General features: G+C 67.6%; 23 protein-coding genes. 13 read left to right on the top strand and 10 right to left on the bottom strand.

Annotated elements, in window-relative coordinates; all coding sequences use genetic code 11:
* Window positions 1–23: 23 nt before the first annotated feature.
* The 3 genes from LWE61_RS01845 to LWE61_RS01835 all read right to left on the bottom strand — a co-directional run bounded on the left by LWE61_RS01845 (window position 24) and on the right by LWE61_RS01835 (window position 4,270).
* Window positions 24–1,607, bottom strand: coding sequence for a DUF4139 domain-containing protein (locus LWE61_RS01845; RefSeq protein WP_234148264.1), 1,584 nt, complete (start codon window positions 1,605–1,607; stop codon window positions 24–26).
* 14 nt (window positions 1,608–1,621) lie between these two features.
* The gene (locus LWE61_RS01840; RefSeq protein ID WP_234148261.1) at window positions 1,622–3,031 is read right to left on the bottom strand and encodes a DUF4139 domain-containing protein; all 1,410 of its coding nucleotides are present in this window, start codon (window positions 3,029–3,031) and stop codon (window positions 1,622–1,624) included.
* A gap of 348 nt (window positions 3,032–3,379) precedes the next feature.
* Window positions 3,380–4,270: a LysR family transcriptional regulator gene (locus LWE61_RS01835; protein WP_234148259.1), complete on the bottom strand. Its 891-nt coding sequence runs from the start codon at window positions 4,268–4,270 to the stop codon at window positions 3,380–3,382.
* A gap of 128 nt (window positions 4,271–4,398) precedes the next feature.
* On the opposite strand from LWE61_RS01835, the gene LWE61_RS01830 reads away from it, so the two are divergent.
* The 4 genes from LWE61_RS01830 (at window position 4,399) to LWE61_RS01815 (ending at window position 8,484) form a co-directional block, all read left to right on the top strand.
* Window positions 4,399–4,962, top strand: a complete 564-nt coding sequence (locus tag LWE61_RS01830; protein WP_234148257.1) for a UGSC family (seleno)protein — start codon at window positions 4,399–4,401, stop codon at window positions 4,960–4,962.
* Window positions 4,959–6,122, top strand: coding sequence for a hypothetical protein (locus LWE61_RS01825; protein ID WP_234148255.1), 1,164 nt, complete (start codon window positions 4,959–4,961; stop codon window positions 6,120–6,122). The genes LWE61_RS01830 and LWE61_RS01825 overlap by 4 nt, the downstream gene beginning before the upstream one ends.
* 94 nt (window positions 6,123–6,216) lie before the next feature.
* Window positions 6,217–6,768: a carboxymuconolactone decarboxylase family protein gene (locus LWE61_RS01820; RefSeq protein WP_234148253.1), complete on the top strand. Its 552-nt coding sequence runs from the start codon at window positions 6,217–6,219 to the stop codon at window positions 6,766–6,768.
* 102 nt (window positions 6,769–6,870) lie between these two features.
* Window positions 6,871–8,484, top strand: coding sequence for a helicase HerA-like domain-containing protein (locus tag LWE61_RS01815; protein WP_234148250.1), 1,614 nt, complete (start codon window positions 6,871–6,873; stop codon window positions 8,482–8,484).
* Window positions 8,485–8,521: 37 nt separating this feature from the next.
* On the opposite strand, the gene LWE61_RS01810 is transcribed toward LWE61_RS01815, so the two are convergent.
* Window positions 8,522–9,217 carry a TetR/AcrR family transcriptional regulator gene (locus LWE61_RS01810; RefSeq protein ID WP_234148248.1) on the bottom strand — a complete coding sequence of 232 codons (696 nt, stop codon included), beginning with the start codon at window positions 9,215–9,217 and terminating at the stop codon, window positions 8,522–8,524.
* A gap of 115 nt (window positions 9,218–9,332) precedes the next feature.
* Complete coding sequence (locus tag LWE61_RS01805; RefSeq protein WP_234148246.1) at window positions 9,333–10,187, bottom strand: diacylglycerol/lipid kinase family protein; 855 nt, start codon at window positions 10,185–10,187, stop codon at window positions 9,333–9,335.
* A gap of 212 nt (window positions 10,188–10,399) precedes the next feature.
* Here LWE61_RS01805 and LWE61_RS01800 point away from each other — a divergent pair, with 212 nt between their 5' ends.
* Complete coding sequence (locus LWE61_RS01800) at window positions 10,400–12,391, top strand: LTA synthase family protein (protein WP_234148245.1); 1,992 nt, start codon at window positions 10,400–10,402, stop codon at window positions 12,389–12,391.
* Between the two features lie 573 nt (window positions 12,392–12,964).
* On the opposite strand, the gene LWE61_RS01795 is transcribed toward LWE61_RS01800, so the two are convergent.
* The 3 genes from LWE61_RS01795 to hflK all read right to left on the bottom strand — a co-directional run bounded on the left by LWE61_RS01795 (window position 12,965) and on the right by hflK (window position 16,542).
* Window positions 12,965–14,482 carry a Do family serine endopeptidase gene (locus tag LWE61_RS01795; RefSeq protein ID WP_234148244.1) on the bottom strand — a complete coding sequence of 506 codons (1,518 nt, stop codon included), beginning with the start codon at window positions 14,480–14,482 and terminating at the stop codon, window positions 12,965–12,967.
* Window positions 14,483–14,611: 129 nt separating this feature from the next.
* Window positions 14,612–15,463: a protease modulator HflC gene (gene hflC / locus LWE61_RS01790; RefSeq protein WP_234148243.1), complete on the bottom strand. Its 852-nt coding sequence runs from the start codon at window positions 15,461–15,463 to the stop codon at window positions 14,612–14,614.
* The gene (gene hflK / locus LWE61_RS01785) at window positions 15,460–16,542 is read right to left on the bottom strand and encodes a protease modulator HflK (RefSeq protein WP_234148241.1); all 1,083 of its coding nucleotides are present in this window, start codon (window positions 16,540–16,542) and stop codon (window positions 15,460–15,462) included. The genes hflC and hflK overlap by 4 nt, the downstream gene beginning before the upstream one ends.
* A 167-nt stretch (window positions 16,543–16,709) precedes the next feature.
* Between hflK and LWE61_RS01780 the strand changes: the two genes are divergently transcribed.
* The 4 genes from LWE61_RS01780 to LWE61_RS01765 all read left to right on the top strand — a co-directional run bounded on the left by LWE61_RS01780 (window position 16,710) and on the right by LWE61_RS01765 (window position 20,850).
* Window positions 16,710–17,705, top strand: a complete 996-nt coding sequence (locus LWE61_RS01780; RefSeq protein WP_234148239.1) for an Mrp/NBP35 family ATP-binding protein — start codon at window positions 16,710–16,712, stop codon at window positions 17,703–17,705.
* A gap of 99 nt (window positions 17,706–17,804) precedes the next feature.
* Entirely contained in the window at window positions 17,805–18,233 is a 429-nt protein-coding gene (locus LWE61_RS01775) for a CoA-binding protein (RefSeq protein ID WP_234148237.1), read from the top strand.
* 121 nt (window positions 18,234–18,354) lie between these two features.
* On the top strand, window positions 18,355–19,983 hold the full coding sequence (locus LWE61_RS01770; RefSeq protein WP_234148234.1) for an alpha-D-glucose phosphate-specific phosphoglucomutase: 1,629 nt from the start codon (window positions 18,355–18,357) through the stop codon (window positions 19,981–19,983).
* Window positions 19,984–20,076: 93 nt separating this feature from the next.
* Window positions 20,077–20,850 carry an SDR family NAD(P)-dependent oxidoreductase gene (locus tag LWE61_RS01765; RefSeq protein WP_234148231.1) on the top strand — a complete coding sequence of 258 codons (774 nt, stop codon included), beginning with the start codon at window positions 20,077–20,079 and terminating at the stop codon, window positions 20,848–20,850.
* A gap of 46 nt (window positions 20,851–20,896) precedes the next feature.
* Here LWE61_RS01765 and LWE61_RS01760 read toward each other — a convergent pair whose 3' ends face one another.
* Window positions 20,897–22,411 (bottom strand): YifB family Mg chelatase-like AAA ATPase, encoded by a 1,515-nt coding sequence (locus LWE61_RS01760; RefSeq protein WP_234148229.1) that lies wholly within the window; start codon window positions 22,409–22,411, stop codon window positions 20,897–20,899.
* Window positions 22,412–22,738: 327 nt separating this feature from the next.
* Window positions 22,739–23,374: a winged helix-turn-helix transcriptional regulator gene (locus LWE61_RS01755; RefSeq protein WP_234148227.1), complete on the bottom strand. Its 636-nt coding sequence runs from the start codon at window positions 23,372–23,374 to the stop codon at window positions 22,739–22,741.
* A gap of 173 nt (window positions 23,375–23,547) precedes the next feature.
* Between LWE61_RS01755 and LWE61_RS01750 the strand changes: the two genes are divergently transcribed.
* Genes LWE61_RS01750 through LWE61_RS01735 form a run of 4 tightly spaced genes read left to right on the top strand, consistent with a single transcriptional unit; the run spans window position 23,548 to window position 25,622 of the window.
* A complete protein-coding gene (locus tag LWE61_RS01750) occupies window positions 23,548–23,991 on the top strand; it encodes a VOC family protein (protein ID WP_234148226.1) in 444 nt (147 codons plus the stop codon).
* A 38-nt stretch (window positions 23,992–24,029) separates the two neighbouring features.
* On the top strand, window positions 24,030–24,434 hold the full coding sequence (locus tag LWE61_RS01745; RefSeq protein ID WP_234148224.1) for a DoxX family protein: 405 nt from the start codon (window positions 24,030–24,032) through the stop codon (window positions 24,432–24,434).
* Window positions 24,435–24,445: 11 nt separating this feature from the next.
* Window positions 24,446–24,817 (top strand): DUF1428 domain-containing protein, encoded by a 372-nt coding sequence (locus LWE61_RS01740; protein WP_234148222.1) that lies wholly within the window; start codon window positions 24,446–24,448, stop codon window positions 24,815–24,817.
* A 1-nt stretch (window position 24,818) separates the two neighbouring features.
* A complete protein-coding gene (locus LWE61_RS01735; RefSeq protein WP_234148221.1) occupies window positions 24,819–25,622 on the top strand; it encodes a VOC family protein in 804 nt (267 codons plus the stop codon).

Raw genomic sequence — 25,622 nt, 5'->3', positions numbered from 1 at the left:
CCGCGCGCCCTCCTACTGCCCCCTTACTGCACCTGCGCCGTCTCGAACGCCAATGTCCGTTCGCTGTTGGCGGGCACCCGCACCGTCCAGACCGGCAGGCCGTTGCGGGTCGCCATCCGCCGCGCCGCGCCGCGCAGGCCGTCGGGACGCACGCCGATCACCGCCTCCACCGACACCGCAAAGGGATTGGCGTTGCTGACGACATAGCGCCACCGCCCGGCCCCAATCCCGGCACCGGCCCCGCCCGCATCCAACGCGACCAGCCTACCCTGCACCTGCGCGCTCTCGCCGATGGACAGGTTGGCCTCCTGCCCCACGGCGGTGTCGTCCACATCGCCCTCCCCCACGCGCAGGTCGCGGTCGCCGCGCGGGGCCATCACCGCGATCCGGCCGGATGGCAGCGGCAGGCCCAGTCCGTCCTTCTCCCGGTTCTGGAGTCGCAGGACGATCCGCGCCGGGCTGCCCGCCTCCTGCGCCCCGCCGCGACCCCGACCTTCACCCCCGCCCCTACCCATGCCGGGCTGGATCAGGAAGCTGTAGATCGTCGCGAACGGCACGCCCCGCCGGGTCAGCAGCGCCACCTGCTTCAGGCTCTGCGCCGCCACCGTCACCGGCTCCGGGATGCGGTAGAGCTTGAGGTCACCCAGCGATTCCTGCTCCGCCATCAACACCGCCATGGGCGCGTCCTGCACCATTTCCTGGCGGCGCTGCGCCGTCACCATGATCTCACCCATCGCCGGCGGGGCGGAGGGCGCGGGCGGAATCGGTGGCACCCCCGTCTCCGCAATATCGCTCGTCGTCTTGCGCGGCCAGCAGCGCAGCCGGATCGCCCCCGGCGCGGCGGGTGGCGGCGTCCGGGTCGCGTTCTCGTCCCGCGCCAGTTCCCCCGCCACCGCCATCGTCTGCGCCGCGCGAAAACTCACGCCATTGCCATTGGCCAGCGTCAGCCAGGCGAACAGGTCGATGGTGCGGCCATCCGCGCCGATCCGCCCGCTATAGGTCGCCTCCCAGTCGAAATCGTCCGCCAGATAGGAGAGTTGCACCGTCACCCGCGTCGCCACCCGGCTGGTCGTGGTGACGGACAGGGTGGGCCGCGCCGACAGCCCGTCGGGCACCGCGCCATAGACGGGTGCCTCCGTCAGCCCGGAACAGCCCAGCGCCAGCACGCCCTCCGCCGTCTGCACGATCAGGCCGCCCGCCGGACCCGCGACCAGCCGCGCCGCCTCCTCCCGCACCCGGCCCGTCGCACGGTCCGTCCGGCGCAGGGTCAGGCGGCGGCCCAGGCTGCCATCCGCCAGCGCCGCAGCCGACAACAGCCGCGCGTCGCGGTTCTTCTCCACCGTGCCGCCGGGCAGGCCGGTGACGATGGCGCTGACAGGGATGATGCCGTCCGCCACCCCTTCGAACCGGATTTCGGCGGGACCGGCGGGCAGGTCCACCGTCCGCGTCTCCGTCACCAAGGCGCTGCCGTTCAACCCGTCGAGGCTCAACGCGCCAGCCCGCCGGTGCGGATCGCGATAGACGGTGACGGACACCGCCTCCGGCTCCGCAGAGGTCACGACCGCCGGGGCCGCGCCCAGCAGCAACACGGACAGCAGGGCCAGCATCGCCGCCGCTCCCCTCAGTACCGGGTTTCGAGGAGCGCGCTAATCTCTGTCTCGCCATTGGCGGGCACCGCCACCGACCAGCGGATGCTGTCCGCCGATGTCCGGTCGCCCTTCACCGTCTCGGTGATGACCCGCGTTTCCGCCCAGGCCCAGTCGAGGCCCGACTGGATCACCTCCACCGTCACCGGTTCCGGCGATGCGTTGGTGAGGGTGTAGCGCATGGCCGTGCGCCATTTGGTGTCGCCCGCCTTCTCGCGCGACACCACCACCGGCTTGACCTTCACGTCAAAGGCCGCGCCGGTCACGATCGACAGTTCCGATCCCATCGGCGTGTGGCCGATGCGGTTCTCGCCCACGAACTGCGGCGCCCCGCGCGCGTCGCGCATATAGACGCGCACCGTCCCGGCGGGCAGCGCATCGCCCAGCCCCGCCTCGCGCGACGTGGAGAATTTCAGCACGCTGCTCGCGCTCTGCGCCTCTCCGCCGCCGCCCAGCCAGTCGTTGCGATATTCATAGGCCGCACGGGCGGGCGCGCCCGCCACGTCGAGAAAGCTGACCTGCTTGGTCTGGGCATTGGCGATCGTGGTGCGCTGCTTCAGGGGATAGAGATAGAAATCCCCGATCCGCTCCCGCGCCGCCGTCTGCGTCCCCGCGCGCCGGACCGGCGGCGCATAGGATACACCGCCTTCCACCTGCCCCGCCACCAACAGCGTGTTGGCGTTGGTAAAGGTGGTGCCGGTGCTGTTGGTCAGGGTGATCCAACCCTGCACGTCGATTTTGCCCGCCGTCCGGTCGAACAGCGCGACATAGTCCGCGCCCCAGCCCAGCCCCTGCGTCAGATAGGACAGGCCCAGCGCCCGCGTCCCCGCGCCCGTGCTTTCCACCGTCACCGACAGGGTGGGCCGGGCGCGCAGATTCTCCGGCACCTTGTCGAAAATCACCCGCACCGGCAGGCCATCGTCGCGCAGCACCTCGATCCGCTGCCCGATCTGGAGGACGACGCCGCCGTTCGCCGCCAGCACCTTCGCCTGTTCCCGCGTCTCCGCGCCCGTCGCCGGATTCGTGCGGACGATGGTGACGATGCGCCCCACCGCCTTCTCCATCATCTTGGCCGGGGTCAGCAGGTCGAAATCAAAATTCTGCTCCACGATGCCGATACCCTGCCCGGCCCCAACTCCCTGCTCGGACAGCGTGGCGGTGGCGGGTTCGATCCGCGCGGAGACATCGGGAAACTCGATCCGCTGCCGCCCCGCCGACAGCGCGATCGGCCGCGTGTCGGACACCAGCGACCGCCCGCTGTTATAGATGGTGACGGCCAGATCACCCTGCGCCGATGGAGCCTCCGCCGATTGCGCCTGCACCGGCGGGGCAAAGGCCGCGATGGTCAGGAGGGCCAGCGTCATACCGGAAGCGTATCGGATCATGCGGCTCTCCTGTTTACCGATCACCGCCTTATGCGAGCCGATCACCGCCTTATGCGAGAGAGTCGCAGAAGAAGGCAACGGGGGGCGTCCGGCCACCGCAGAAAATTTCGCGCCCATGGTGCGAAGCGTCCCTCCGCTCCCGCCCCGGTCGCCGGCCGGGCGTCTGACCACGGCCTCACACCGGCCCCGTATGTTGGGTCGCACGTCGGGCCATTGCATCACCACCGCCTTTGCCCCGCGCCATTCCGCCGCCCGGCACGGTCCCACTCAGTCTCCAGAGCAGACCGCCAGAAAACAGCCTCGTCATTGCGGGCGCCACCCCACGCCATCAGCCTCCAAAGGCCACCCTCAACCCCCGGCCCCGCGCGCCAGCCGCTGGATCTCCTGCCGCAACAGCGCCTTCAGCGACCGCGCCCAGGGCGATGGAGAACGCCGCTCCAGCGAGCACATCACCACCCGCACCGCCGCGTCCGGCGCGCCGTCGGGCAACTGGTGCAGCACCCCCGCGCGCAACGCCTCTCCCGCCGAATAGGGGGAGGAGAACCAGATCGCGTCCGACGCCGCGGTGATCGCGGCCAGCGACCCGAAATCCTCGATCACATTGGCCACGCCGCGCCTCCGCGCCTCTATCTCCGGCGGCAGCGGCACGCCGGTCCAGCTCGACCGCACCACCGGAAAGGTCATGCCGGGGCAATCGCCGGACAGCAGCGGATGGCCCGCGCGCACGATGCCGCCGACCGGGAAATGGCCCAGCGTCTCGATGCGCGGCGGGGGCGACTCACACTGAAACCCCTCGTTGGTGACGAAAAACTCGATCTCGCCGGCGACCAGCAGCGCCCACAGCGCATCCACGTCGCGCACCACCACGTCATTGGTCACGTCCGGCGCGACGCGCAGCCGTTCCGCGATGACGGCGGGCAACAGCGCGCGGGCGGGCATGGGCGCGATGCCGAACCGGACATGCCCCGCTTCCGCACTGGCGCTGGCGGCCAGATGCCGTTCGAAATCATCGGCGTCGGCCAGCAGCACGGCGGCCCGCTCCACCGCCATCCGGCCCTGCGGCGTCAGCGTCACGCCCGCCCGGTCGCGGTCGAACAGGCGCATGCCGATCTGCGCCTCCAGCGCCTGGATCGACCGGCTCAGCGCGGATTGCGACAGGCCCAGATCCTCCGCCGCCCGCGCGAAATTGCGCCGGGCGGCGAGGGTGACGAGATGGTTGAGGCTACGGAGCTGGAGCATGATGCATAAAACTCATCATAGTCGGTTCTGATACGCATTGGACGCAATGGGGGCGCTCTGCAACACTCCCGTTGGTTGGTCATGTTAAAACAGCACCACCGGAGCGGATGCATTTTCAGGAGGCGACAATGGCAACAGGATTCATCCTCGACCCCACCGCAAAACGCGCGGACGACATCACCAGCCCCGGCCCCGATGCGGGATCGCTGGCGGGCAAGCGGGTGGGCTTCCGCCTCGACCGCATGTGGCGCGCGTGGGACTGGATCAGCGAGGGCTGGGCGGAGAAGTTCAGGGCAGCCGGAGCGGACGTCGTCTTCTGGCGCTCCGGCGGCCGGTCGGGCGACGAGGGCGAACGGCATGCCGCCGATTATGAGGCGTTCCTCAACAGCATCGACATCGCCGTCGTCGGACTCGCCAATTGCGGCAGCTGCACCGGCTGGACTGTCCGCGACGCCATCCAGGCGGCGAACCATGGCCTGCCCACCACCGCCATCGCCACGAAGAATTTCGAAGTCTTCGCCCATGAGATCGCCGCGCGCGGCGGCCGCTCCGGCCTGCGCGTCCACGTCCTCCCCTATCCGTTGAACGAGCAGCGCCGCGAGGATGTGGAGCTGATCGGAGAGGCCCATTTCGAGGGCGTGCTGGAAACCATGGGCGCCAATCTCAACGCAACGGCGGAGGCCGCGGAATGACCATCGAATTGATCCGCCCCGGCGCCCACCGCGCCGCGCCCGTCATCAAGCCCCTCGTCAGCCGCGACTGCGGGCCGGAGGGATGCGAGGTCGACTGGCTGACCAGCCGCCGTATCGAGACCGACCTCGACATCGACGCCTTCAACCGTTTCGCGCTGGAGCAGGGCTGGGGCGACGGCCTGCCCCTGATCCCGCCGACCGACGCGCGCGTCCGCACCTTCCTCAGCGAGAATGACCGCTACCCGGACGAACTGATCGGCACCATGCCGGACAGCAGCGAGTGCACGGTCGAGAAGATCGTCATCAACGCCGTAATGGCGGGCGCGCCGCCGGAATCGCTGGAACTGCTGATCGCGATGATCGCCTCCATCGCGGACCCGGACTTCGAACTCTATGGCGTCAACGCCACGACCGCACCCGTCTATCCCGCCTTCGTGGTCAACGGGCCGGTCCGGCACGACCTCGCCATTCCATACGGCTATGGCTGCCTCGGCGGCGTGCCGGGGGCCAGCGCGGCGATCGGCCGCACCATCCGGCTGCTGATGCGCAATGTCGCGGGCCAGACGACCGGCGGCACCTCGCAGACGACCTTTGGCTCGCCCGGCCGCATCGCGGGCGTCGTGACCGGCGAGTGGGAGGAGAAATCCCCCTGGTCGCCGCTGGCCGAACGTCGCGGCGTGGCGGGCAGCGCCGTCACCTCCTTCGGCACCATGGGCACGATGAACGTCATCGACACGACCTCGCACAGCGCGCGCGATTTTCTGGAGATGATCGGCCGCTCCTATGCCTATGCCGGCTGCAACAATTTCTCCGGCGCGGTGCCCTTTGGCGAGGCGTTGATCGCGATCAACCCCATCTGCGCGGAGATTGTCGGCAGGGAAATCCCCCGTATCGAGGATGTGCAGGAACTGGTGTGGAAATATGCCAGCCTGGGCGAGGGCGACTTCAACAAGGAACATCGCGACCAGCTCGCCCTTCAGGAGCGTATTCGCGCCGATGGCCGTGTCTATGCGACGCCGGAGCCGAAGGATGTGCTGCTTTTCGTCGCCGGTGGCCTCGGCGGCCTGCACGCGGCCTGTTTCCACACCTTCGGCACCTCCCTCGCCCAGACCAAGCCGGTGGCGTCCGCGCAGGCCGCACAGGCACAGGCGGCGGAATAAGCGTTTCGGGCTGGCTTTCTGCCCGCAGATCATCGAACAACAGCCCTTCCCTCACGGGGAAGGCTGTTGTCGTTCACAATCCAGGGAGAGAGATATGGCGCGCGTCCAGCCCGTCCACACCGCCAGCGATTATCGGGATGACCCGGCCGATGCCGCGGCCTTGTTCGGCACCCTGTTCCCCGGCGTGGCAGCCCCGGCCTTCGACGCCAATCATGACGGCATGGCCATCGCCGCGCTAAACCCGAAACTGGCGCTGACCCTAGCCCAGACCAGCCGCTTCCTCGCGCTCGACCTGGAATGGTGCAAGCGGGCGGACCTGCGCGAACTGGCGATCATGACGGTCAACCGCCATTATGGCTCGACCTATTCGATCCGCTCGCGTGAGGCCATCGCGCTGGCGGGGGGCATCAGCGCGGATCAGGCGGCGGCGCTGGACGACTGGCGCAACAGCAACCTGTTCGATGCGGAGCAGCGGCTGGTAATCGACTATGCGCAGACGGTGCTGAGCGGCACCGTGCCCGCCGCCCTGTTCGAGCAGGTGAAGACCGCTTTTGGCGAGAAGGGCGCGGTGGAATTTACCTCCGTCGTCGGATTCTGGGCCTTCTGGGCGATGTTCCTGAACGCGACCCGGCCGGACGAGGGCTGACCGGCCCGCCGACATCGGGTGATGGCGGCGCCGTCCATCATCCCTCTCGACTTCATCCGCCGCGCCGATAGGATGCCGCCATCCAAGCGTGGGGACAGGATCATGGCGGACAATATCTATATCGGCCTCGGTGGCGGCGAGGAGCAGCGGCTGGTGCTGCGCCGCGCCAACCGGCACGGGATGATCGCGGGCGCGACCGGCACCGGCAAGACGGTGACGTTGCAGGGCATTGCCGAGAGTTTCTCCGCGCGCGGCGTCCCCGTCTTCATGGCCGATGTGAAGGGCGACCTCGCCGGCATCGCCATGGCCGGATCGCCCACGGCCAAGAACGCCGACAAGCTGATCGAGCGGGCCAAGGAAATCGGCATCACCGACTATGCCTTCGCCGACAATCCCGCTATCCTGTGGGATCTGTATGGGGAAAAGGGCCACCCGATCCGCACCACGGTCAGCGAGATGGGACCATTGCTCCTCGCCCGGCTGATGGGCCTGAACGAAACGCAGGAGGGCGTGCTGACCATCGCCTTCCGCTATGCCGACGAGCAGGGGCTGCTCCTCCTCGACCTCGACGATCTCCAGTCGATGCTGGCCTATTGCGCGGAGAATGCCGACGCTCTGACCGCCCAATATGGCAATGTGACAAAGGCCAGCGTGGGCGCGATCCAGCGGCAGTTGCTGCAACTGGACAGCCAGGGCGGCGCGCAATTCTTTGGCGAACCGGCGCTCGACATCCATGACTTCATCGGCGTGGACGACAAGGGCCGCGGCTATGTCAACATCCTCGCCGCCGACAAGCTGATGCAGTCGCCCAAGCTCTATGCGACCTTCCTGCTGTGGCTGCTGTCCGAACTTTTCGAGACGCTGCCGGAGATCGGCGACCCGGACAAGCCGGTGCTGGTCTTCTTCTTCGATGAGGCGCACCTGCTGTTCGACGATGCGCCCAAGGCGCTGACCGACAAGATCGAGCAGGTCGTGCGCCTGATCCGGTCGAAGGGCGTGGGCGTCTATTTCATCACGCAGAACCCGATCGACATCCCCGAAGATGTGGCCGGGCAGCTCGGCAACCGGGTGCAGCATGCCCTGCGCGCCTTCACCCCGCGCGACCAGAAAGCGATCAAGGCCGCCGCCGACACCTTCCGCGCCAACAAGGATGTGGATGTCGCCACCGTGATCACAGAGCTGAAGGTGGGCGAGGCGCTGGTCAGCCTGTTGCAGGAGGATGGATCGCCCTCCCCCGTGCAACGGACATTGATTGCGCCGCCCCGCTCGCGGGTCGGGCCGCTGGAGGCGAAGGAACGGGCGATCCTGCGTTCCATTTCCCCGGTCGAGGGCAAATATGACGAGGCGATCAACCGCGAGTCGGCCTGCGAGATACTGGCCGCGCGCGGCAACGCCGCCGCCGCCGCTGCGGAAGCCGCCAAGGCGCAGGCCAGCGCCGACAAGGCCGCCGCCGAACAGGCCAAGGTCGAGGCGAAACAACAGGCCGCCGCGCTGAAGGAACAGGCGAAGGCAGACGCCGCCGCCGCGCGCGAAGCCGCTAGGCCGGGGGCGCTGGAGAAGGCGGTGCAATCCGCCACCCGCTCCGCCGCATCCTCGGTCGGGCGCCAGGTCGCGAACGAGATCGGCAAGGCCGTGTTCGGATCCAGCCGCAAATCGTCGGGCGGCGGCATCGTCGGATCGCTCGTACGCGGGGTGCTGGGCAGCCTGTTCAAATAGGGCGAGAGAGGCGTCATCCCCCTCCCATGCCGTCGCCTTACCCCTTGGCCAGAACCCCGTGCAGGAAGAGCCGCACGCAAAATTGCGTCTGCCGCTCGATCTCGTCGTCCGGCACGGCCACGCCCCAGGCGCGCATAGTGGCCGGGCCGCCGACGACCAGATGGATGAAGGCATGGGCGGCATCCTGCGCCCAGTGCGTCTCCGCATAGTCCGGGCGCACGCGGCGGCGAAGCAGTTCGGCGAGGAAGGCCATCGTCCGCTCCGTCCCCTGTTGCAGCGTATAGACGCCGATTTCCGGCATACGGGAGGATTCGGCGTTGGTGATCTTCATCAGCCGCTGCCCGGCCGGGCTGACGATATTGGCGACCAATATCTGCCCGATGCGCAACAGGCTAGCCTCCAGATCGTCGTCCTCTGCCTCCTGCAGCCGCTCGATCGGCACCACCCACTCCTCGATGCCGCGTTGCAGCGCCGCCTTGAACAGCATCGTCTTGTCGGCGTAGCGGGCGTAGATGGTCCGCTTCGCCATGTTGCAGGCGGCGGTAATCGCGTCGATGGTCGTGCCCTCGAACCCGCGCTGATGGAACAGGTCCAGCGCACAGTCCAGCAATTCCATGTCGCGCTGCACCGCCTGATGGCGGGTGGGGCGACCGGGGCCACGGCGGGTGCGGGAAAGGCGGGTGGAACCGGCGGGGGCGGTGGTCGCCGCCTGCTGGCGGGGCGTGTTGGTCACGGGCGGGGCTATCCTGCGGGAGGCTTTCGGAAGGCAGGAGCGTAAAAGAGATTTTGCGCCGCAACAATGACTTTGCGAGTGACTCGCGCTTATTCCCGTGCCGCGCCTGCTCGCCTCAACTGAACGACAGCGGATTATCCCCCACCGCCAGCCGCACGGGCAGGTGCGCGACCACGTCGCCATCCGCCTGCAACGGCAGGGGAGTGTCGCTTTCCGCCAGCAACCGCGTCGCAGTAAAGCAGGTGGCCCCCGGCACCGCCGCCACGCTGCGTCCCAGCAACAGGGTAAGCGCGAGGCGGACGAAATCCCTGCGCCGCGCCCGTTTCAGCGCGACGACATGGATCAGCGGGTCATCAACCCTACTGGCAGGCGCAAAACTCCACGGCCCGGCATAGTAGCGGCCCTTGGCGACATAGAAGGCCTCGCAATCCACCCGGCGGCCATTGGCGTCGAGGCGGATGGTCTGGCGCGGCCATTTCCACAGCAGGGCGACGAACGCCGCGACATAGGCCATGCGCCCGATCCGCCGCTTCAGCCGGGGGGAATATTGCTCCAGCACAGCGCTGTCCGGCCCCGCGCTGGCGCAGGCGAAGAAGAAGGTATCGCCCGCCGCGACCGGATAATGGGGGCGACAGGTCGCCTTCGCCATCACCATCCGGGCAAATTCGCAACTCTTGGTCGGATAGAGGCGTTCGCGCGCCAGCAGGTTGATCGTGCCGATGGGATAGATGCTCATCGTCACGGGCCGCCCGCATTGCAGCACGGCGGACGCGACATGGCGCACCGTGCCATCGCCGCCCGCGACGCAGACATGATCCGCCTCGTCCAGTATCTCCGGCGGCCCGTCCGCGCTGACCGACTGCACCACGGTCGCGCCCATGCCCTGCAAGGCGCGCGTCAGCGCCCGGACGCGGCGGCGCGAATAAGCGCCCGCGTGCGGATTGCTGAACAACTGAACCACCTGTGCCATCGGCTTCCTTGCGAAGGGCGACCCTAGAGCGTTTTCCCGGCAGAAGGAAACATCTGCTGACCCGGAAAACGCGGTAAATCAGAAGAGTAGAGCAACCGGGCCGGATGCCGTCGGATCGGCCCTTGCTCCCATATCGCCCCACCCTTCAACGAAGCCTTACCGCATCCTGCCGATTAACGAAATCGGAGGCACTGTCGGGCATAGGGAAAAGCATGAACCGTCTCGCCCCCCGCATCCGCCCGGCAGGCCGTGGCACCATCCTTGTGGAACGGATCGCGATCGGCGTCGCGCTGGCCGTGACCCTGTTGTTCGAACTGGCGCTGGCGGAGCGCAAATATGCGCTGTTCGGCGGCGGTTTCGGCCAGTCCCATGCGCTGTCCGGCGCGGGCGAGGTCATCCTGTTTCTGCTCACGGCGGTGGTGGCGCAGGCGCTGGAGGTCGGGCTGGCCTATCTGCTGGTCGGCCTGTGGCTCGGCCAGCGCACGCGCCGGCTGGTGCGCCTGTTCGCCTTCCTCTTCCTGACCATCGGCATCCATATGGGCGTCGTCGTCGCGAAGTTCGAACTGCTGAGCTATTTCAGCGATGCGGTCTCCTTCACCATCCTGCGCAACCTGGGCGGGGGTAGCCTGCTGGATGCCGCGCTGTATGGGCTGAGCGAAGGGGCGCTGGTCGCGCAACTGCTGGTCGGCGTGGCTGTCGCCTGGCTGCTGTGCCTGTTCGTCATCCGCCGCCTGACGCGCCCCACCGACACCGGCTGGCCCCGCGCCCTCCGGTGGCGGACGGTCGCGCTGCTCTTTGCCGCCATGCCAGTGCTGCTCCTGCTCGCCAACGCCCATGCCAATGTCCGCTATGCCGTTGTGCGGATGACCGCGTCGGGGCTGGTGGCGCAGGCGCTGGGCACGCTGACCGACTTCGACCGCGACGGTTATAGCTGGTTCTCGCCGCTGCGCGACGACGCCCCCTTCGACGCCAGCCGCCACCCCCTCGCCCTCGACATCCCCAATAATGGCGTGGACGAGGATGAGCTGGGCGGCGACCTCAAACTGCCGCCCATCCGGCCGGAAGCGCCCCTGCCGACCCTGCCCGCCCGGCCGAAACATCTCGTCCTGATCGTGCTGGAGAGCACGCGCGGCGACGTGATCGGCAAGCGGATCGACGGCAGGCCGGTCGCCCCCAATCTCGAAGCCCTCGCTGTCACGGGCAGCAGCGCGCGCGAGGCGTATAGCCATGTCGGCTTCACCACCGCGTCGCTCAAAAGCCTGTTCACCGGCCAGCTGGAACCGCGCGTCGGCGCGCCCTCACTGTTCCGCGACCTGAAGAAGGCGGGATACCGCATCGCGGTAATGTCCGGCCAGTCGGAGGAGTTCGGCGACATTTCGGGCATCACCGGTATGAAGGCGGCCAGCAACATCTTCGTCGATGCGGAAACGCTGAAGGCCGACCGCGCCTTCGGCTTCGCCGCGCAGGGATCGCTGCTGGTGGACGAGAGCAAGCTGTTGACCCAGTTCGACCGGCAAATGGGCCGGGCGGAAGGCTGGCGGCAGCCCACCTTCGTCTATTTCAACTTCCAGTCGGCCCATTTCCCCTATCATCATGACGGCATGACCGACCGGATCGAACCGAACCCGGTCGCGCGCGACGCCATCACCGCCGCCAATCGCACCCATGTCCAGCGCACTTACTGGAATGCGGTCGCCTATTCGGACGCGATGATCGGCCAGGTGATCGCCTCGCTCAAGGCCATGGGCGTGTGGCAGGACACATTGCTGGTCGTCACGGCGGATCATGGCGAATCCCTGTTCGAGGACGGTTTCCTCGGCCATGGCCACCGTATCAACCGCATCCAGACGCATGTACCGCTGGTGCTGAGCCAGCCGGGCGTCGACCTCTCCGGGGCCATCGGCCTGCGCGACTATCGCGGATTGATCCTGCGCGTGCTGGCGGGGCAAAAGACCGGACAACCGGCCCGCAAGCCCGTGCTACGCTATGTCGGCGATCTTCAGGAACCGGCGGCTATCGGCATGGTCGATGCAGCGGGCGCGGGCTGGGCGTTCGATACGTCGAGCCAGGAGGCATGGTTCGAACGGCGCGGGCGCACCATCCCCTATGCGCGGCTGGTACCGGGCACGGCGGAGCAGCGGGACGTGGGCCGGCTCATCCAGCTCTGGGGCGCGGAACGATGGGCGGCGCACCGGGGGCAATAGCACAGCCGCTTTCGGCCATTTCCCTCCTCCCGGCATCGACGGGGATAGAGAGGATTTTCATATGACCATCGACGGTCGACGACTTGGAATCTGCAGCTTCAAAAGACCTCAAGCATTTTCACGCATGGGAAAAGGCTCCAGGGCCAATCGACATCCAAAGGTGACATACCGAAAATCGTGGTTTTACGAAAACCTTGAAGCGAGGCACGGGACTCGCTCCACAGAGCCTGCTCAACCTGCGAATGCACCAGAAGAGCGGAACTTGAACCGGGCCATGCGCCTCACTTCAACCACTTGCAGACCGCCGGAACGGCATGTCGGTTGGCCCTGTCGCAGGATGGCTTTTCCTTGAACCGTCATTGCGAGCGCAGCGAAGCAATCCATGAACGCCGCAGTGGATCACCCGCCTACGGTTCCCGGCGCTCACAGGCGGGAAGTGGGTCAACCTAACGGCATCACGTTCTAACGCCCTGAGACCTGTCGGCACAGGCGCGAACGCCCCACGTTGCATCTACGAAAAAGGGGCACGGAAGGTCTCCCTCCCGCGCCCCTTTGGAAACTTCATGGCCCCGATCAGTTGCCGCGCAGGCGGATCGGCACGAAGGCGGCGGGCTGGCCGCGGCGCAGGATCTGGAGCAGGATGGCGTTGCGCCCTGCGGTCTTTGCGGCCTTGACCGCCGTGTTCAGTTCCGCCTCGGTCACGACCGGCGTACCATTGGCGGTCAGGATCACGTCGCCCCGACGCAGGCCCTTCTGCCCCGCATCGGTGGACGCATCCACGCCCGCGATCACGACGCCGCGCGTGGTGCCCGGCACGCCTAGTTGCTGGGCGATGGTCGGCGTCAGCGGCTGCACCGCCAGACCCAGCAACTGCTGCCCGGCCTGCTCGCTGCTCTTGGGATCCTGGTCGGAGAAATCATCCTCGCCCTGCTGGCCGAACTTGGCCAGTTGCTCCTCCGGCGGGCGTTCGCCGATGGTGGCGGTGACGCTGATCGGCTTGCCATTGCGCACGATCTCGATCGACACCTGCGACCCGATCGGCAGGGCGGAGACGATGTAGGACAGCGTGTCGTCCGGCGTCACCTCGCGCTTGTTCACGCGCACGATCACGTCGCCCGCCTTGATCCCGGCCTTGTCCGCGCCCTTACCCGGCTCCACGCCCTGCACGAACTCGCCGTGATTCTTGGGCAGGCCCAGCGAATCGGCCATGTCTTCCGACAACTGGCTGATCTGGATGCCGAGGTAACCGCGCCGCACCGACTGGCCCTTGCGCAGCGTCTCGATGATGGAGACGGCCTGTTCGGACGGAATGGCGAAGCCGATGCCGACATTGCCGCCCGACGGCGACAATATCTGCGAGTTGATGCCGATGACATTGCCCGCCATGTCGAACATCGGGCCGCCGCTGTTGCCCTGATTGATCGAGGCGTCGGTCTGGATGAAACGGTCCGACCCGCCGCCGGTGTTGCGGTGCAGCGCGGAGATGATGCCCGCCGTCACCGTGCTGCCCAGCCCGAACGGATTGCCGATCGCCACGACCCAGTCACCGACCCGCGCCCGCGTGCTGTCGCCGAACTTGACGAAGGGCAGCGGCTTCTTGGGAATGATCTTCAGGACGGCGAGGTCGCTGTTCGCGTCCTTGCCGACCAGCTTGGCCTCATATTCGGTGCGGTCGGGCAGGATCACAGTGATGGTGTCCACCGTGGCGCCCGCCGCGCCGGGGGCGACGACATGATTGTTGGTCACGACATAACCGTCGGCGGAGATGATGAAGCCGGACCCCAGCGACTGCGCCTGCCGCGTCTGCGGTTGCCCGCCCTGCTGGTCCTCGCCCATGCCGAACATGTTGCCGAAGGGTGTGCCCGCGAACGGGTTCTGGTTCTGCACCTTCACCCGCTGCTTGGTGGAGATGTTGACGACGGCGGGCTGGAGCCGCTCGACCATGTCGGCAAAGCTGCCGGGGGCGCCGCGCGGTGCGGCGGCCAGTCCCTCGTTCTGCGCGGTCTGCGCGCTGACATTCGTGCCCGTGGTCAGGCTGAGAGCGGTCCCGCCCAGCAACAGGGCGGCGGTGATGGCATAAGCGTAACGCACGATAATCCTTCCTCTCTCGACGCATCCGGCCCTGGCCATGGCCGAGGCCGGACGGCAATGCGCACTGTCAGCGCATGCCCGGCGCCGGATTAACCGGCATTGAATGAAGCAGATGGAGGACCGGCAGGATTACCGGCCGCCCTTGAACTCCCGCAGAAAATCATTGTCGGCGGACAGGATCACCGACGTCTGCCCGCGCGCATTGACCCCGAACGTGGTCTGGTACGCCTGCATCGCCCGATAGAAATCATAGAATTTCGGATCCTGACCATAGGCCTTGGCATAGATTTGCGATGCCGACGCATCCGCGTCCGCCCGGATCAGCGCGGCCTGCTTGGCACCTTCCGCCTCGATGGTCCGTGCCTCCTGATTACGCGCCGACCGCATCCGCCCGAACGCGCTCTGCAATGGCGTACCGTCGGGCAGGTCGGCGCGCTTGATCCGCACGTCGATCACTTCCGCGCCATATTGCGCCGCGACCCGGTTCAGGCTGACCCGAATATTGTTCATCACCGCGCCCCGCTCCGGGCTGAGCAGCGACGCAAAGGACCGCTTGCCCAGTTCGTTGCGCAGCGAGGAACCGAGGATCGGCCGCAGCGCGTCCGACACCCGCTCCTCATTGCCCGCCACGATATACATGCGCAGCGGGTTGGTGATGCGATAACGGGCAAAGGCATCGACCTGCAGGCGGAGCTGGTCGGTCGACAGCACCTGCTGCCGCTCCATCTCCACCGACTGGATGCGCTTGTCGATCCACACGATCTGGTCGGTGAAGGGCATGCGGATGTGCAACCCCGCACCGGTCTGGCCGAATGTCTCGCCCTTCTTATAGGCGTTCACGATCCGCACCGGGTTACCGAAACGGACGATGACCGCCTGCTTCGTCTCCGGCACGATGGAGAAGGTGGAGCCGACGAGGATCAGCAACACCGTGGCGATCACGGCGAAGAGGATGGCGTTGCGGGGGACGAGCGCGTTCATTGCGCGGCCTCCGCTTCAGGCCGGGGCTGGGCCGGGGCACGACGCGCGACCTCGGACAGCGGCAGATAGGGGGTCACGCCATTGGCCTCCACGATCGTCTTGTCCACGCCTGCCAGAACCTGCTCCATCGTCTCATAATACATGCGGCGACGGGTCACTTCCGGCGCCAGCTTATACTGGCCATAGACCTTGTCGAACGCGGCGGCCTCGCCCTGCGCCCGTGCGGTCAGCTGCTGGGCATAGGCGCGCGCCTGGTTGAGATAGGTCTGCGCCGTCTGCTGCGCGGCGGACACTTCCTTGAACGCGTCGTTGACGGCTTCCGGCGGGTCCGCCTGCTTGATCGCGACGCCCTGCACCCGCACGCCGGCACGATAGCCGTCGAGGATTTCCTGCATGCGCCCGCGCACCTGCTCCTCGATGGTGGTGCGGCCCGCGCCCATCGCATCGTTCAGCGTCACGGTGGCCAACACCGCGCGCATCGCCGATTCGGCAACCTCGCCGATGGTCTGGTCGGTGTCCGCGATCTGGAAGACATAGAGTTCGGGACGGCTGATGTTCCAGCGCACCGAATAGGCGAGGTTGATGATATTCTGATCGCCGGTCAGCACCAGCTTGCCCGACTCGCCGGTGGAGCCGATGTCGATGGTGCGGATTTCCTCGACGTCGATCACCTTCACGCTCTCCAGCGGTTCGGGCAGGGTGATGCCGATGCCGGGGGTGAGGGTGCGCGAGAAGCTGCCGAAGAAAGTCACGATGCCGCGTTCCTGCGGCCCGATGCGATGGATGCAGGTGGTCGCCAGCCAGATGGCGACGAGGCCCAGCGCCAGATAAAACCACAGCGCTCGCTTGTCGGGGCCGCCCGGCAAACCATCGCCAAAGCTGCTGCGCGCGCGGCGCATTAGTTCCTCGACGGCGGAGGGACCGCGCGGGTCGCCGCCACCACCACCACCGCCCGGCGGTTCCTCACCCGGCGGACGGCTCCACGGGTTGCGGGGGCCACCACCGCTTCCGCCACGGCCATTGCCGCCAGACCCTCCGTCCGAACCTCCCGATCCGCCCCAGGGACTATTCTCGTTCATCAGCGCGATTGCTCCGCGCCGCCAGCGTTCCACAAGAGTCATACAGACACTATAGGGAGCGCATTGCGAAAGAACAGGGTGCAAGGCTGATTTCAGGGGCAATTTAGGTCCGAAAAGTCTCCGGCGACCGCTTCACGCCGCCTCGCGCGCCGGTTAAGAGGCCCGCCATGACAGACAGCAGGCCCCAACCCGTCTCGCCCGACACGCTCGAACGGCTCACCCAGGCCAGCGGTGGCCGGGCGTCCTCGGCCAAGGTGAAGGAGGGCGTCCTGACCCTCGTCCTCGACGTCGGCGGCCTCGACGCGGGGCAGCGCGGCACGGTGGAGCAGGCGGTGCGGGACACCGCCATGACCCTGCCCGGCATCACCGACGTGCGCATCGCCATGACCGCCGAAAAGCAGGCCGGGCCGCGCATCATCGCGGTCGGATCGGGCAAGGGCGGGGTGGGCAAGTCCACCCTCTCGGTCAACCTCGCGGTCGCCCTTGCGCGCCTTGGCCTCAAGGTCGGCATGGTGGACGCGGACATCTATGGCCCCTCTCTCCCCCGCCTCCTCTCCAGCGAGGGGACCAAGCCGCGCGCGGAGAACAGCCGCATGATCCCCATCGAAAATGGCTTTGGCGTGCCGATGCTCTCCATGGGCCATCTCATCGAACCGGGGCAGGCGATCGCGTGGCGCGGACCGATGGCCAGCAATGCGCTGGGCCAGTTGCTCGACGCGCATTGGCAGGGGACGGAGATATTGGTGGTCGACCTGCCCCCCGGCACCGGCGACGTGCAACTGTCGATGCTCCAGAAGCACAAGCCCGCCGGGGCCGTGATCGTCTCCACGCCGCAGGATCTCGCCCTCATCGACGCGGCCCGCGCGATCAGCCTGTTCGGACAGGCCGGGGTGCCGATCATCGGCATGGTGGAGAATATGGCGGGCTATGCCTGCCCCCATTGCGGGGAGGTCAGCGATCCCTTCGGGCAGGGCGGAGCGGAAGCGGCGGCAGCGGAGATGGGCCTGCCTTTCCTCGGTCGCGTCCCGCTCGACATCCAGGTCCGTCGCGCCTCCGACGCGGGCGTGCCGCCTGCATCGGGCGATGGCGCCCATGCCGAACCCTTTGCGGCCATCGCGCAGAAGGTCGCGCAGTGGATCAGGGGCGGCTCGACAACGACATGACCGGGGCGGCATGAGCAAGGCCGCATGACCGGGACGGAATGACGGACAGGGGAACCAACCGCTCCCCCCATCGCTCTTCCCGCAACAGAAAGGTGCCCCATGCCGCTGACCGACGACGCCGACATCGCCCATGTGCTGGAGACCACCCGCAGCATCGCGCTGGTCGGCGCGTCGCACAAGGTGGAACGGCCCAGCAACCGGGTGCTGCGCTTTCTCCTCGCCCATGGCTATCGCGTCATCCCCGTTAATCCGGGCCTCGCGGGACAGCAAATCCATGGCCAGACCGTCATCGCCCGCCTCTCCGATCTTGGGGAGCCGGTCGACATGGTCGATATCTTTCGGGAGAGCGCGGCAGCGGGCGATGTGATCGACGAGGCCATCGCCATCGGCGCGAAGTCGGTCTGGACGCAGCTCGGCGTCATCAACGCCCCTGCGGCGGCCCGCGCCGAAGCCGCCGGACTGACGGTGGTGATGGACCGCTGCCCCGCCATCGACATCCCCCGGCTCGGCATCGCGGCGGTGCGATAAGCGGCTCGCCCGCAACGCACCCGCGAAATACACATATACCCCATAAAGCCGCTGGCCTTGCCCCGCGCGATTGTGCAGCATGCACACCATTGCTGCACAACGGCATGAACCGGAGAATTGCGTGACCGATAGCGTCCAGACCACCCCCTTCCTCGATCAGAAACCCGGCACATCGGGCCTGCGCAAGAAGGTCCGCGTCTTTCAGCAGCCGCATTATATCGAGAATTTCGTTCAGTCCGTGTTCGACAGCCTCGACGGTTTCGCGGGCAAGACCCTGGTGGTCGGCGGCGACGGGCGCTATCTGAACCGGGAGGCGATCCAGACCGTGCTGCGTCTGGCGGCGGCGAACGGCTTTGGCCGGGTGCTGGTGGGGCAGGGCGGCATCCTCTCCACCCCCGCCGTCTCCCATGTCATCCGCAAATATGGCGCGTTCGGCGGCTTCGTCCTCTCCGCCAGCCATAATCCCGGCGGCCCGGACGAGGATTTCGGGATCAAATATAATATCGGCAACGGCGGCCCGGCGCCCGAATCCGTGACCGACGCCATCTACGCCCGCACGCGGGCGATCGACCGCTATCGGATCGCGACCGCGCCCGACATCGACCTCGACGCCATCGGCGCGGCAGAGGTCGCGGGCATGACCGTGGAGGTGATCGATTCGGTCGCCGACTATGCCGAACTGATGGAAAGCCTGTTCGACTTTCCCGCGATCAAGGCGCTGTTCGCGGACGGCTTCCGCCTTTCCTTCGACGCGATGAACGCCGTCACCGGCCCCTATGGCCATCGGATTTTCGAGGAAATATTGGGCGCGCCCGCCGGAACCGTCGTCAATGGTACGCCGCTGCCCGACTTCGGCCATCATCACCCCGACCCCAATCTCGTCCATGCAAAGGAGCTTTACGACCGTCTCTACGGCCCCGACGCGCCGGATCTGGGCGCGGCATCGGATGGCGATGGCGACCGCAACCTCATCATCGGCCGCAACAGCTATGTGACGCCGTCCGATTCGCTGGCGGTGCTGGCCGCCAACGCGCACCTCGCCCCCGGCTACAAGGACGGCATCGACGGCATCGCCCGCTCCATGCCGACCAGCGGCGCGGCGGACCGGGTGGCGGAGGCGCTCGGCCTGCCGCTCTATGAAACGCCCACCGGCTGGAAATTCTTCGGCAACCTGCTCGATGCGGGCCTCGTCACCATCTGCGGGGAGGAGAGCGCAGGCACCGGGTCCAGCCATGTGCGGGAGAAGGACGGCATCTGGGCGGTCCTCCTCTGGCTCAACATCCTCGCCGTGCGAAAGACCGGCGTGGCGGAGATCATGGCCGATCACTGGGCGCTTTATGGCCGCAACTATTATGCCCGCCACGATTATGAAGCGGTGGCGAGCGACCGCGCCGACGCGCTGATGGCCGCCCTGCGCGCCAGCCTCGACACCCTGCCCGGCCGCGTCACGGCGGCGGGCACCATCGCGACGGCGGACGATTTCGCTTATCTCGACCCCACGGACCAGTCGGTCAGCAACCGGCAGGGCGTCCGCATCCTGTTCGAGGATGGCTCGCGCCTCGTCTTCCGCCTCTCCGGCACCGGCACCGAAGGGGCGACGATCCGCCTCTATATCGAACGGTACGAGCCGAAGACCGGCGATCTGGCGCAGGCGGTGGACGACGCCCTCGCCCCCCTGATCGCCGCAGCGCAGGATCTGGCGGACATCAGCGGCCATACCGGCATGGACGCGCCGACCGTCATCACCTGATCCCCGCCTGCCCCATCATATCCCCACCGGGGAGTTGACCCCGCCCGGTGGCGCCCCCACCCTCTTCGCAACGACAAAGGGAGGGATGACGGCATGACGGCAGCAGGCACGGGCGCTTTTGGTTTCACGGGCGAGGTGGTGATCGTCACCGGCGCGGCCATGGGCATCGGCGCAGGCATCGCGCAGGTGCTGGCGGAGGCGGGCGCGACCGTCGTCATCGCCGACCGCGTCCTCGACACGGCGCGGGCCACCGCCGCCGCCCTCGTCGCGGCGGGCCATGCCGCCAGCGCCGTGCACATCGACATGGCCGACGAAGCCTCCATCACCCGCGCCGTCGCGGACGTGGTGGCGCGCCACGGCACCCTCTGGGGCCTCGTCAACAACGCCGGTATTCAGGATCGGCAACTGTTGCTCGACGGCACGGCGGAGGAATGGGACAGGGTCAACGCCGTCAACAGCCGCGGCGTCTTCCTCGCCAGCCGGGAGGCCGCCCGTGCCATGGTGGCGGGCGGAGCCGGGGGCCGTATCGTCCATGTCGCCTCCGCCGCGCTGATCGGCTCGCTGGTCAAGGGACACGCCGTCTATGCCGCGTCGAAGGCCGCGCTGGTCGGCCTGATGCGGGCGAGCGCACTGGAACTGGCCGAGCACGCCATCACCGTGAACATGGTGCTGCCCGGCGGCGTCGCCACCCCCGGCGCGATCCACGCCCAAGGCCCCACCCCCGACGGCCCCGCCCGCCGCCGCCCGCCGCTGGGCATGTGCGAACCGCGCGACATCGGCGCGGCCGTCCTCTATTTCGCGTCCCCCATGGCCCGCTGCGTCACCAACCAGAGCTTTGCGGTCGATGGCGGCTGGTCGGTGACATAAGGCGGCGGGGCGGCGCCTCAACAGCGCATCAATAGGTCACAAAGTCTCAGTTGACCGGCGCGCGCCGACGATAGCTCAGCGCCTCCGCCACATGGATGCGCCCGATCGTTTCCGCCCCGCCCAGGTCCGCAATCGTCCGCGCCACGCGCAGCACCCGCGTATAGCCGCGCGCCGACAGCCGCATCGCCGCCGCGGCCTCCGCCAGCAGGGCGCGGCCCGCCTCGTCCGGGGTCGCCACCGCGTCGAGCGCCGGCCCTTCCAGTTCCGCGTTGGTCCGCGCGCCCTCACCGGGGCCGACACGCCGCGCCGTCTGCACCGCCCGCGCCGCCGCGACCCGCGCCGCGACCTCGGCAGAGCCTTCCTCCGGCGGGGGCAGGATCAGGTCGGCGGCGGTCACGGCGGCCACCTCCACATGCAGGTCGATCCGGTCGAGCAGCGGCCCGGACACCCGCGTCTGATAATCCGCCGCGCATTTGGGCGCGCGCGAACAGGCCAGCGCCGGATCGCCCAGATGCCCGCACCGGCATGGGTTCATCGCCGCGACCAGTTGCACCCGCGCCGGAAAGGCGAGATGCGCGTTGGCCCGCGCCACCACCACCTCCCCCGTCTCCAGCGGCTGGCGCAGCGAATCGAGCACCGCCCGCTGAAACTCCGGCAACTCATCGAGGAACAGCACGCCCAGATGCGCCAGGCTCACCTCGCCCGGCCGCACCTTCAGGCCCCCACCGACCAGCGCCGCCATCGACGCGCTGTGATGCGGCGCGCGATAGGGCCGGTCGCGGCTTATTCGACCATTGCTGAGCGTACCCGCGACGCTGGCGACCATCGACACTTCCAGCGCCTCCTCCGGGTCCAGCGGCGGAAGGATACCCGGCAGGCAACTCGCCATCAGCGACTTGCCCGCGCCCGGCGGCCCCATCATCAACAGATTATGGCCGCCCGCCGCCGCAATCTCCAGCGCGCGCTTGGCCGTCTCCTGCCCCTTCACCTGCCGCAGGTCGGCGGAGGGACGCCCCGCCTCCACCTCGCCCGGTCGCGGCGTGGGGAGCAGCCCCTGCCCCTTCAGATGATTGAGCAGCGAAATCAGGTCCGGCGCAGCCAGCAGTTCGACCGTCCCGGCCCACGCCGCCTCCGGTCCCTGCGCGGCGGGGCAGATCAGGCCCAGCCCGTTCGACCCCGCATGGATCGCGGCCAGCAGCACGCCGGGCGACGGCGCGATCCGCCCGTCCAGCGACAATTCGCCGACCGCGCAAAAACTGGCCAGCGCCTCCGCATCGACCACGCCCATCGCCGCCAGCAGCGCCAGCGCGATGGGCAGGTCGAAATGCGATCCCTCCTTGGGCAGGTCGGCGGGGGAGAGGTTGACGGTGATCCGTTTGGGCGGCAGCGACAGGCCGATGGCCGCAATGGCGTTGCGCACCCGCTCCTTGCTCTCCGCCACCGCCTTGTCCGGCAGGCCGACGACGATGAAGTTGGGCAGCCCCGCGACCAGCTGGCACTGGACCTCCACGGCGCGCGCCTCAAGCCCCAGATAGGCGACGGTGGCAACCGTTGCGACCATGTGAACTGATCCCCCTTTGTTCCATACGCCTTATTGCGGGCGAAGGATGCTGTCGAGAGGGAACAGGGGTGGCGTGTTCGCGGATAGGGAGAGGCATGGCACTGATGAAGGAGCGCGCCACCGCCATCCGGGGTCAAGAAGGTTTTTCGCGCAGAGCACGCAGAGGGTTTACGGATAGAGGCACAGGCAGCCTCGGCAAAGCCGTTTTCATCGGATACGGGTAAGCGAAGGCGCAGAAGATAATCCTCCGCCGCTCCGCGCAAACCTCAGCCGCAGGACCGGCCAAAGACCATCTCGCCTGCGCCCTCTGCGCCTCTGCGCGAAAACCTACTCCTTTGGTCGAACCTTCTCCGGCAACCCGAACAATCGGGCAAAGCGCGCAACCAGCCCCGCCTTCCCCCGCACTGTCAGCGCGCCCGCCAGCGCCTCCTCCGGCACATCGCCATAGATGAACGCCGCCAGCGCATTGGGCGCACCGATAAATCCGATGTCGCCCTCCGCCTCCGCCCCCCGCTCCACGACGATGCGGTCGGGATGGGCGGCGTCCAGCCGGGCCAGATATTCCTCCGCACCAAACCGGAAACCCACGCTGAACGGCGGCTCTCCCACCCTGTCCCGCGCGATCATGGTGCGAAAGGACAGCAGGATCGACACCCCGCTGATCGGCAGGGTCGCGTCATGCCCCGGCGAGCGCGCGGCCCAGCGACCAAGTTCCTGGATGATCGGTTCCGCTTCATACCCCCATGCGGTCAGTTCATAGACCTGCACATGGGCGGGCGGCGGCAGCTTGCGCCGGACGAGGATCAGATCGCGCTCCAGATCGCCCAGCCGCTGCGTCAGGACATTGGCGCTCAGGCCGGGCAGGTCGGCCCGCAAGTCTCCAAACCGTCGCGGACCCAGCATAAGCTCGCGCACGATGGCCAGCGCCCAACGGTCACCGACCAGATCCAGCGCATGGGCCATGCCGCAGGCGTCGTAATAGCCGCGCTTCCTGACACTTTTTGCGCCACTTTCCGACTCATTAGTTATTTTTTCTAACTCCATAGTTGCAAAATATAATCTTCGGTCGCATGCTTGTCAATGTCGAGTCGGGGCGCATGGCCTCGCTTCCCACCGCCTCACCCAGGGAGTGGCGCATGACCCGGATGATCTTCGTGAACCTGCCCGTCACCGACCTGCCCCGGTCGCTGGCCTTTTATCAGGCGGTGGGCGCGACGCCGGACCCGCGCTTTGCGGATGACAGCGCGGCGGCCATCTCCTTCACTGACACTATCCATGCCATGCTGCTGACCCACGCCCGCTTCGCCAGCTTCACCACCCGCACGATCATCGACGCGCATCATCAGGCGCGGGCCGCCTTCTGCCTGTCGGAAGAGAGCCGCGAGGCAGTGGACTCGCGGGTGCGGAGCGCGGTGGCGGCGGGCGGCACCGCCGACCCCAATCCGGTGCAGGACCATGGATTCCTGTACAGCCGCTCCTACGCCGACCCCGACGGCCATATCTGGGAACCGATGTGGATGGATGTGGAGGCGGCGATGGCCGCTGGTGCGAATCAACAGGCGCCCGAACCCGCCGCCTGATAGAAACCCGACAGAAAAAAAGACCGAAGGAGAGGATGATGACGCAGGCGCCCGACAACCCGCGCTGGATGACCCTAACCGGCCGCGCGATCACGACGCTGGTCGTGCTGTTCCTGCTGATGGACGCCGCGATGAAGCTGCCACCGCTGGCCGTGGTGGGGGAGACGATGGCCGCGATGGGCTGGCCCGCCGATGCCGGCACCGCGCGCCTGCTGGGCGTCATCCTGCTGGTGGCGACCCTGCTCCACCTGTGGCCGCGCACCGCGCTGCTCGGCGCAATCCTGCTCACCGGCTATCTCGGCGGCGCAATCGCCACCCATGTGCGGATCGCCAGCCCGCTGTTCAGCCACATCCTGTTCGGCGTCTATGTCGGCCTGCTGCTCTGGGGCGGCTTCTGGCTCCGCAACCCGGCGCTGCGCGCGCTGTTACCCTGCAAGGCATAAGGAGAGAGACAATGTCCTATATCGACGGTTTCGTCCTCGCGGTCCCCACCGCCAACAAGCAGAAATTCATCGACCATGCGAACTGGGGTGACAGCCTGTTCCTGGAACTGGGCGCGACCCGCATCCTGGAATGCTGGGGCGACGATGTGCCCGATGGCACGCTCACCGACTTTCGCGGCGCGGTAAAGGCGACAGCGGAGGAGACGGTCGTCTTCTCCTGGGTCGAATGGCCGGACAAGGCGACCCGCGACGCGGCGATGGCCCGGATGGACGGTCTGATGAAGACCGACGACCGCTTCAATCCCGAAAAGAACCCCATGCCGTTCGACGGCAAGCGCATGATCTTTGGCGGCTTCGCGCCCGTCGTAAAGCTGGAGAAATAAGATGGCGAATCATCATGGCGACTTCATCTGGTATGAACTGCTGACCAGCGACGCCGACGCGGCGCAGGCTTTCTATGGCAGAGTGGTCGGCTGGACCGTCGCCGACAGCGGGCAGGAGGCTATGGACTATCGCATCCTCAACGCGGGCGAGAACAGCGTCGGCGGCCTCACGGCGATCCCGCCGGAGATGGCGGAGCGGGGCGCCCGCCCGGCCTGGCTCGGCTATGTCGGCGTCGACGATGTGGACAAATGCGTCGAGAGCATCGACCATGGCGGCGGACGCACGGTCATGCCCGCCATGGACATCCCGAATGTCGGCCGCATCGCGATGGTCGCCGACCCGCAGGGCGCGCGCTTCTATATCATGAAGCCCGCCTCCGTGGAGGGGACCAGCCTTGCCTTCGCCTATGACGTGCCCCGCAACGGCCATTGCGCATGGAACGAACTCATCACCTCCGACCAGAAGGCGGCGTGGCATTTCTACGGCACCCGCTTCGGCTGGACCAAGGATGGGGAGATGGCGATGGGGCCGCTTGGCACCTATGATTTCATCCGCCACCACAGCCCGACCGGCGGCGTGATCGGCGCGGTCATGACCGGCACGGCAGAAATGGGACCGCCCCACTGGAACCAGTATTTCCGCGTGCCCGACATCGACGTGGCCAAGGCGACCGTCGAATCGCTGGGCGGCACCGTCATCAACGGGCCGATGGAGGTTCCCGGCGGCGATTTCGCCCTCAACGCCATCGACCCGCAGGGCGCGCATTTCGGCCTTGTCGGCGGTCGCCCCGCACCACAGGCCTGA

Source organism: Sphingobium sufflavum, from assembly GCF_021403115.1.
GTDB classification, from domain to species: domain Bacteria; phylum Pseudomonadota; class Alphaproteobacteria; order Sphingomonadales; family Sphingomonadaceae; genus Sphingobium; species Sphingobium sufflavum.
Note: the sequence above shows the minus strand (reverse complement) of the source record. Positions and strands in the feature narration are given on the sequence as shown.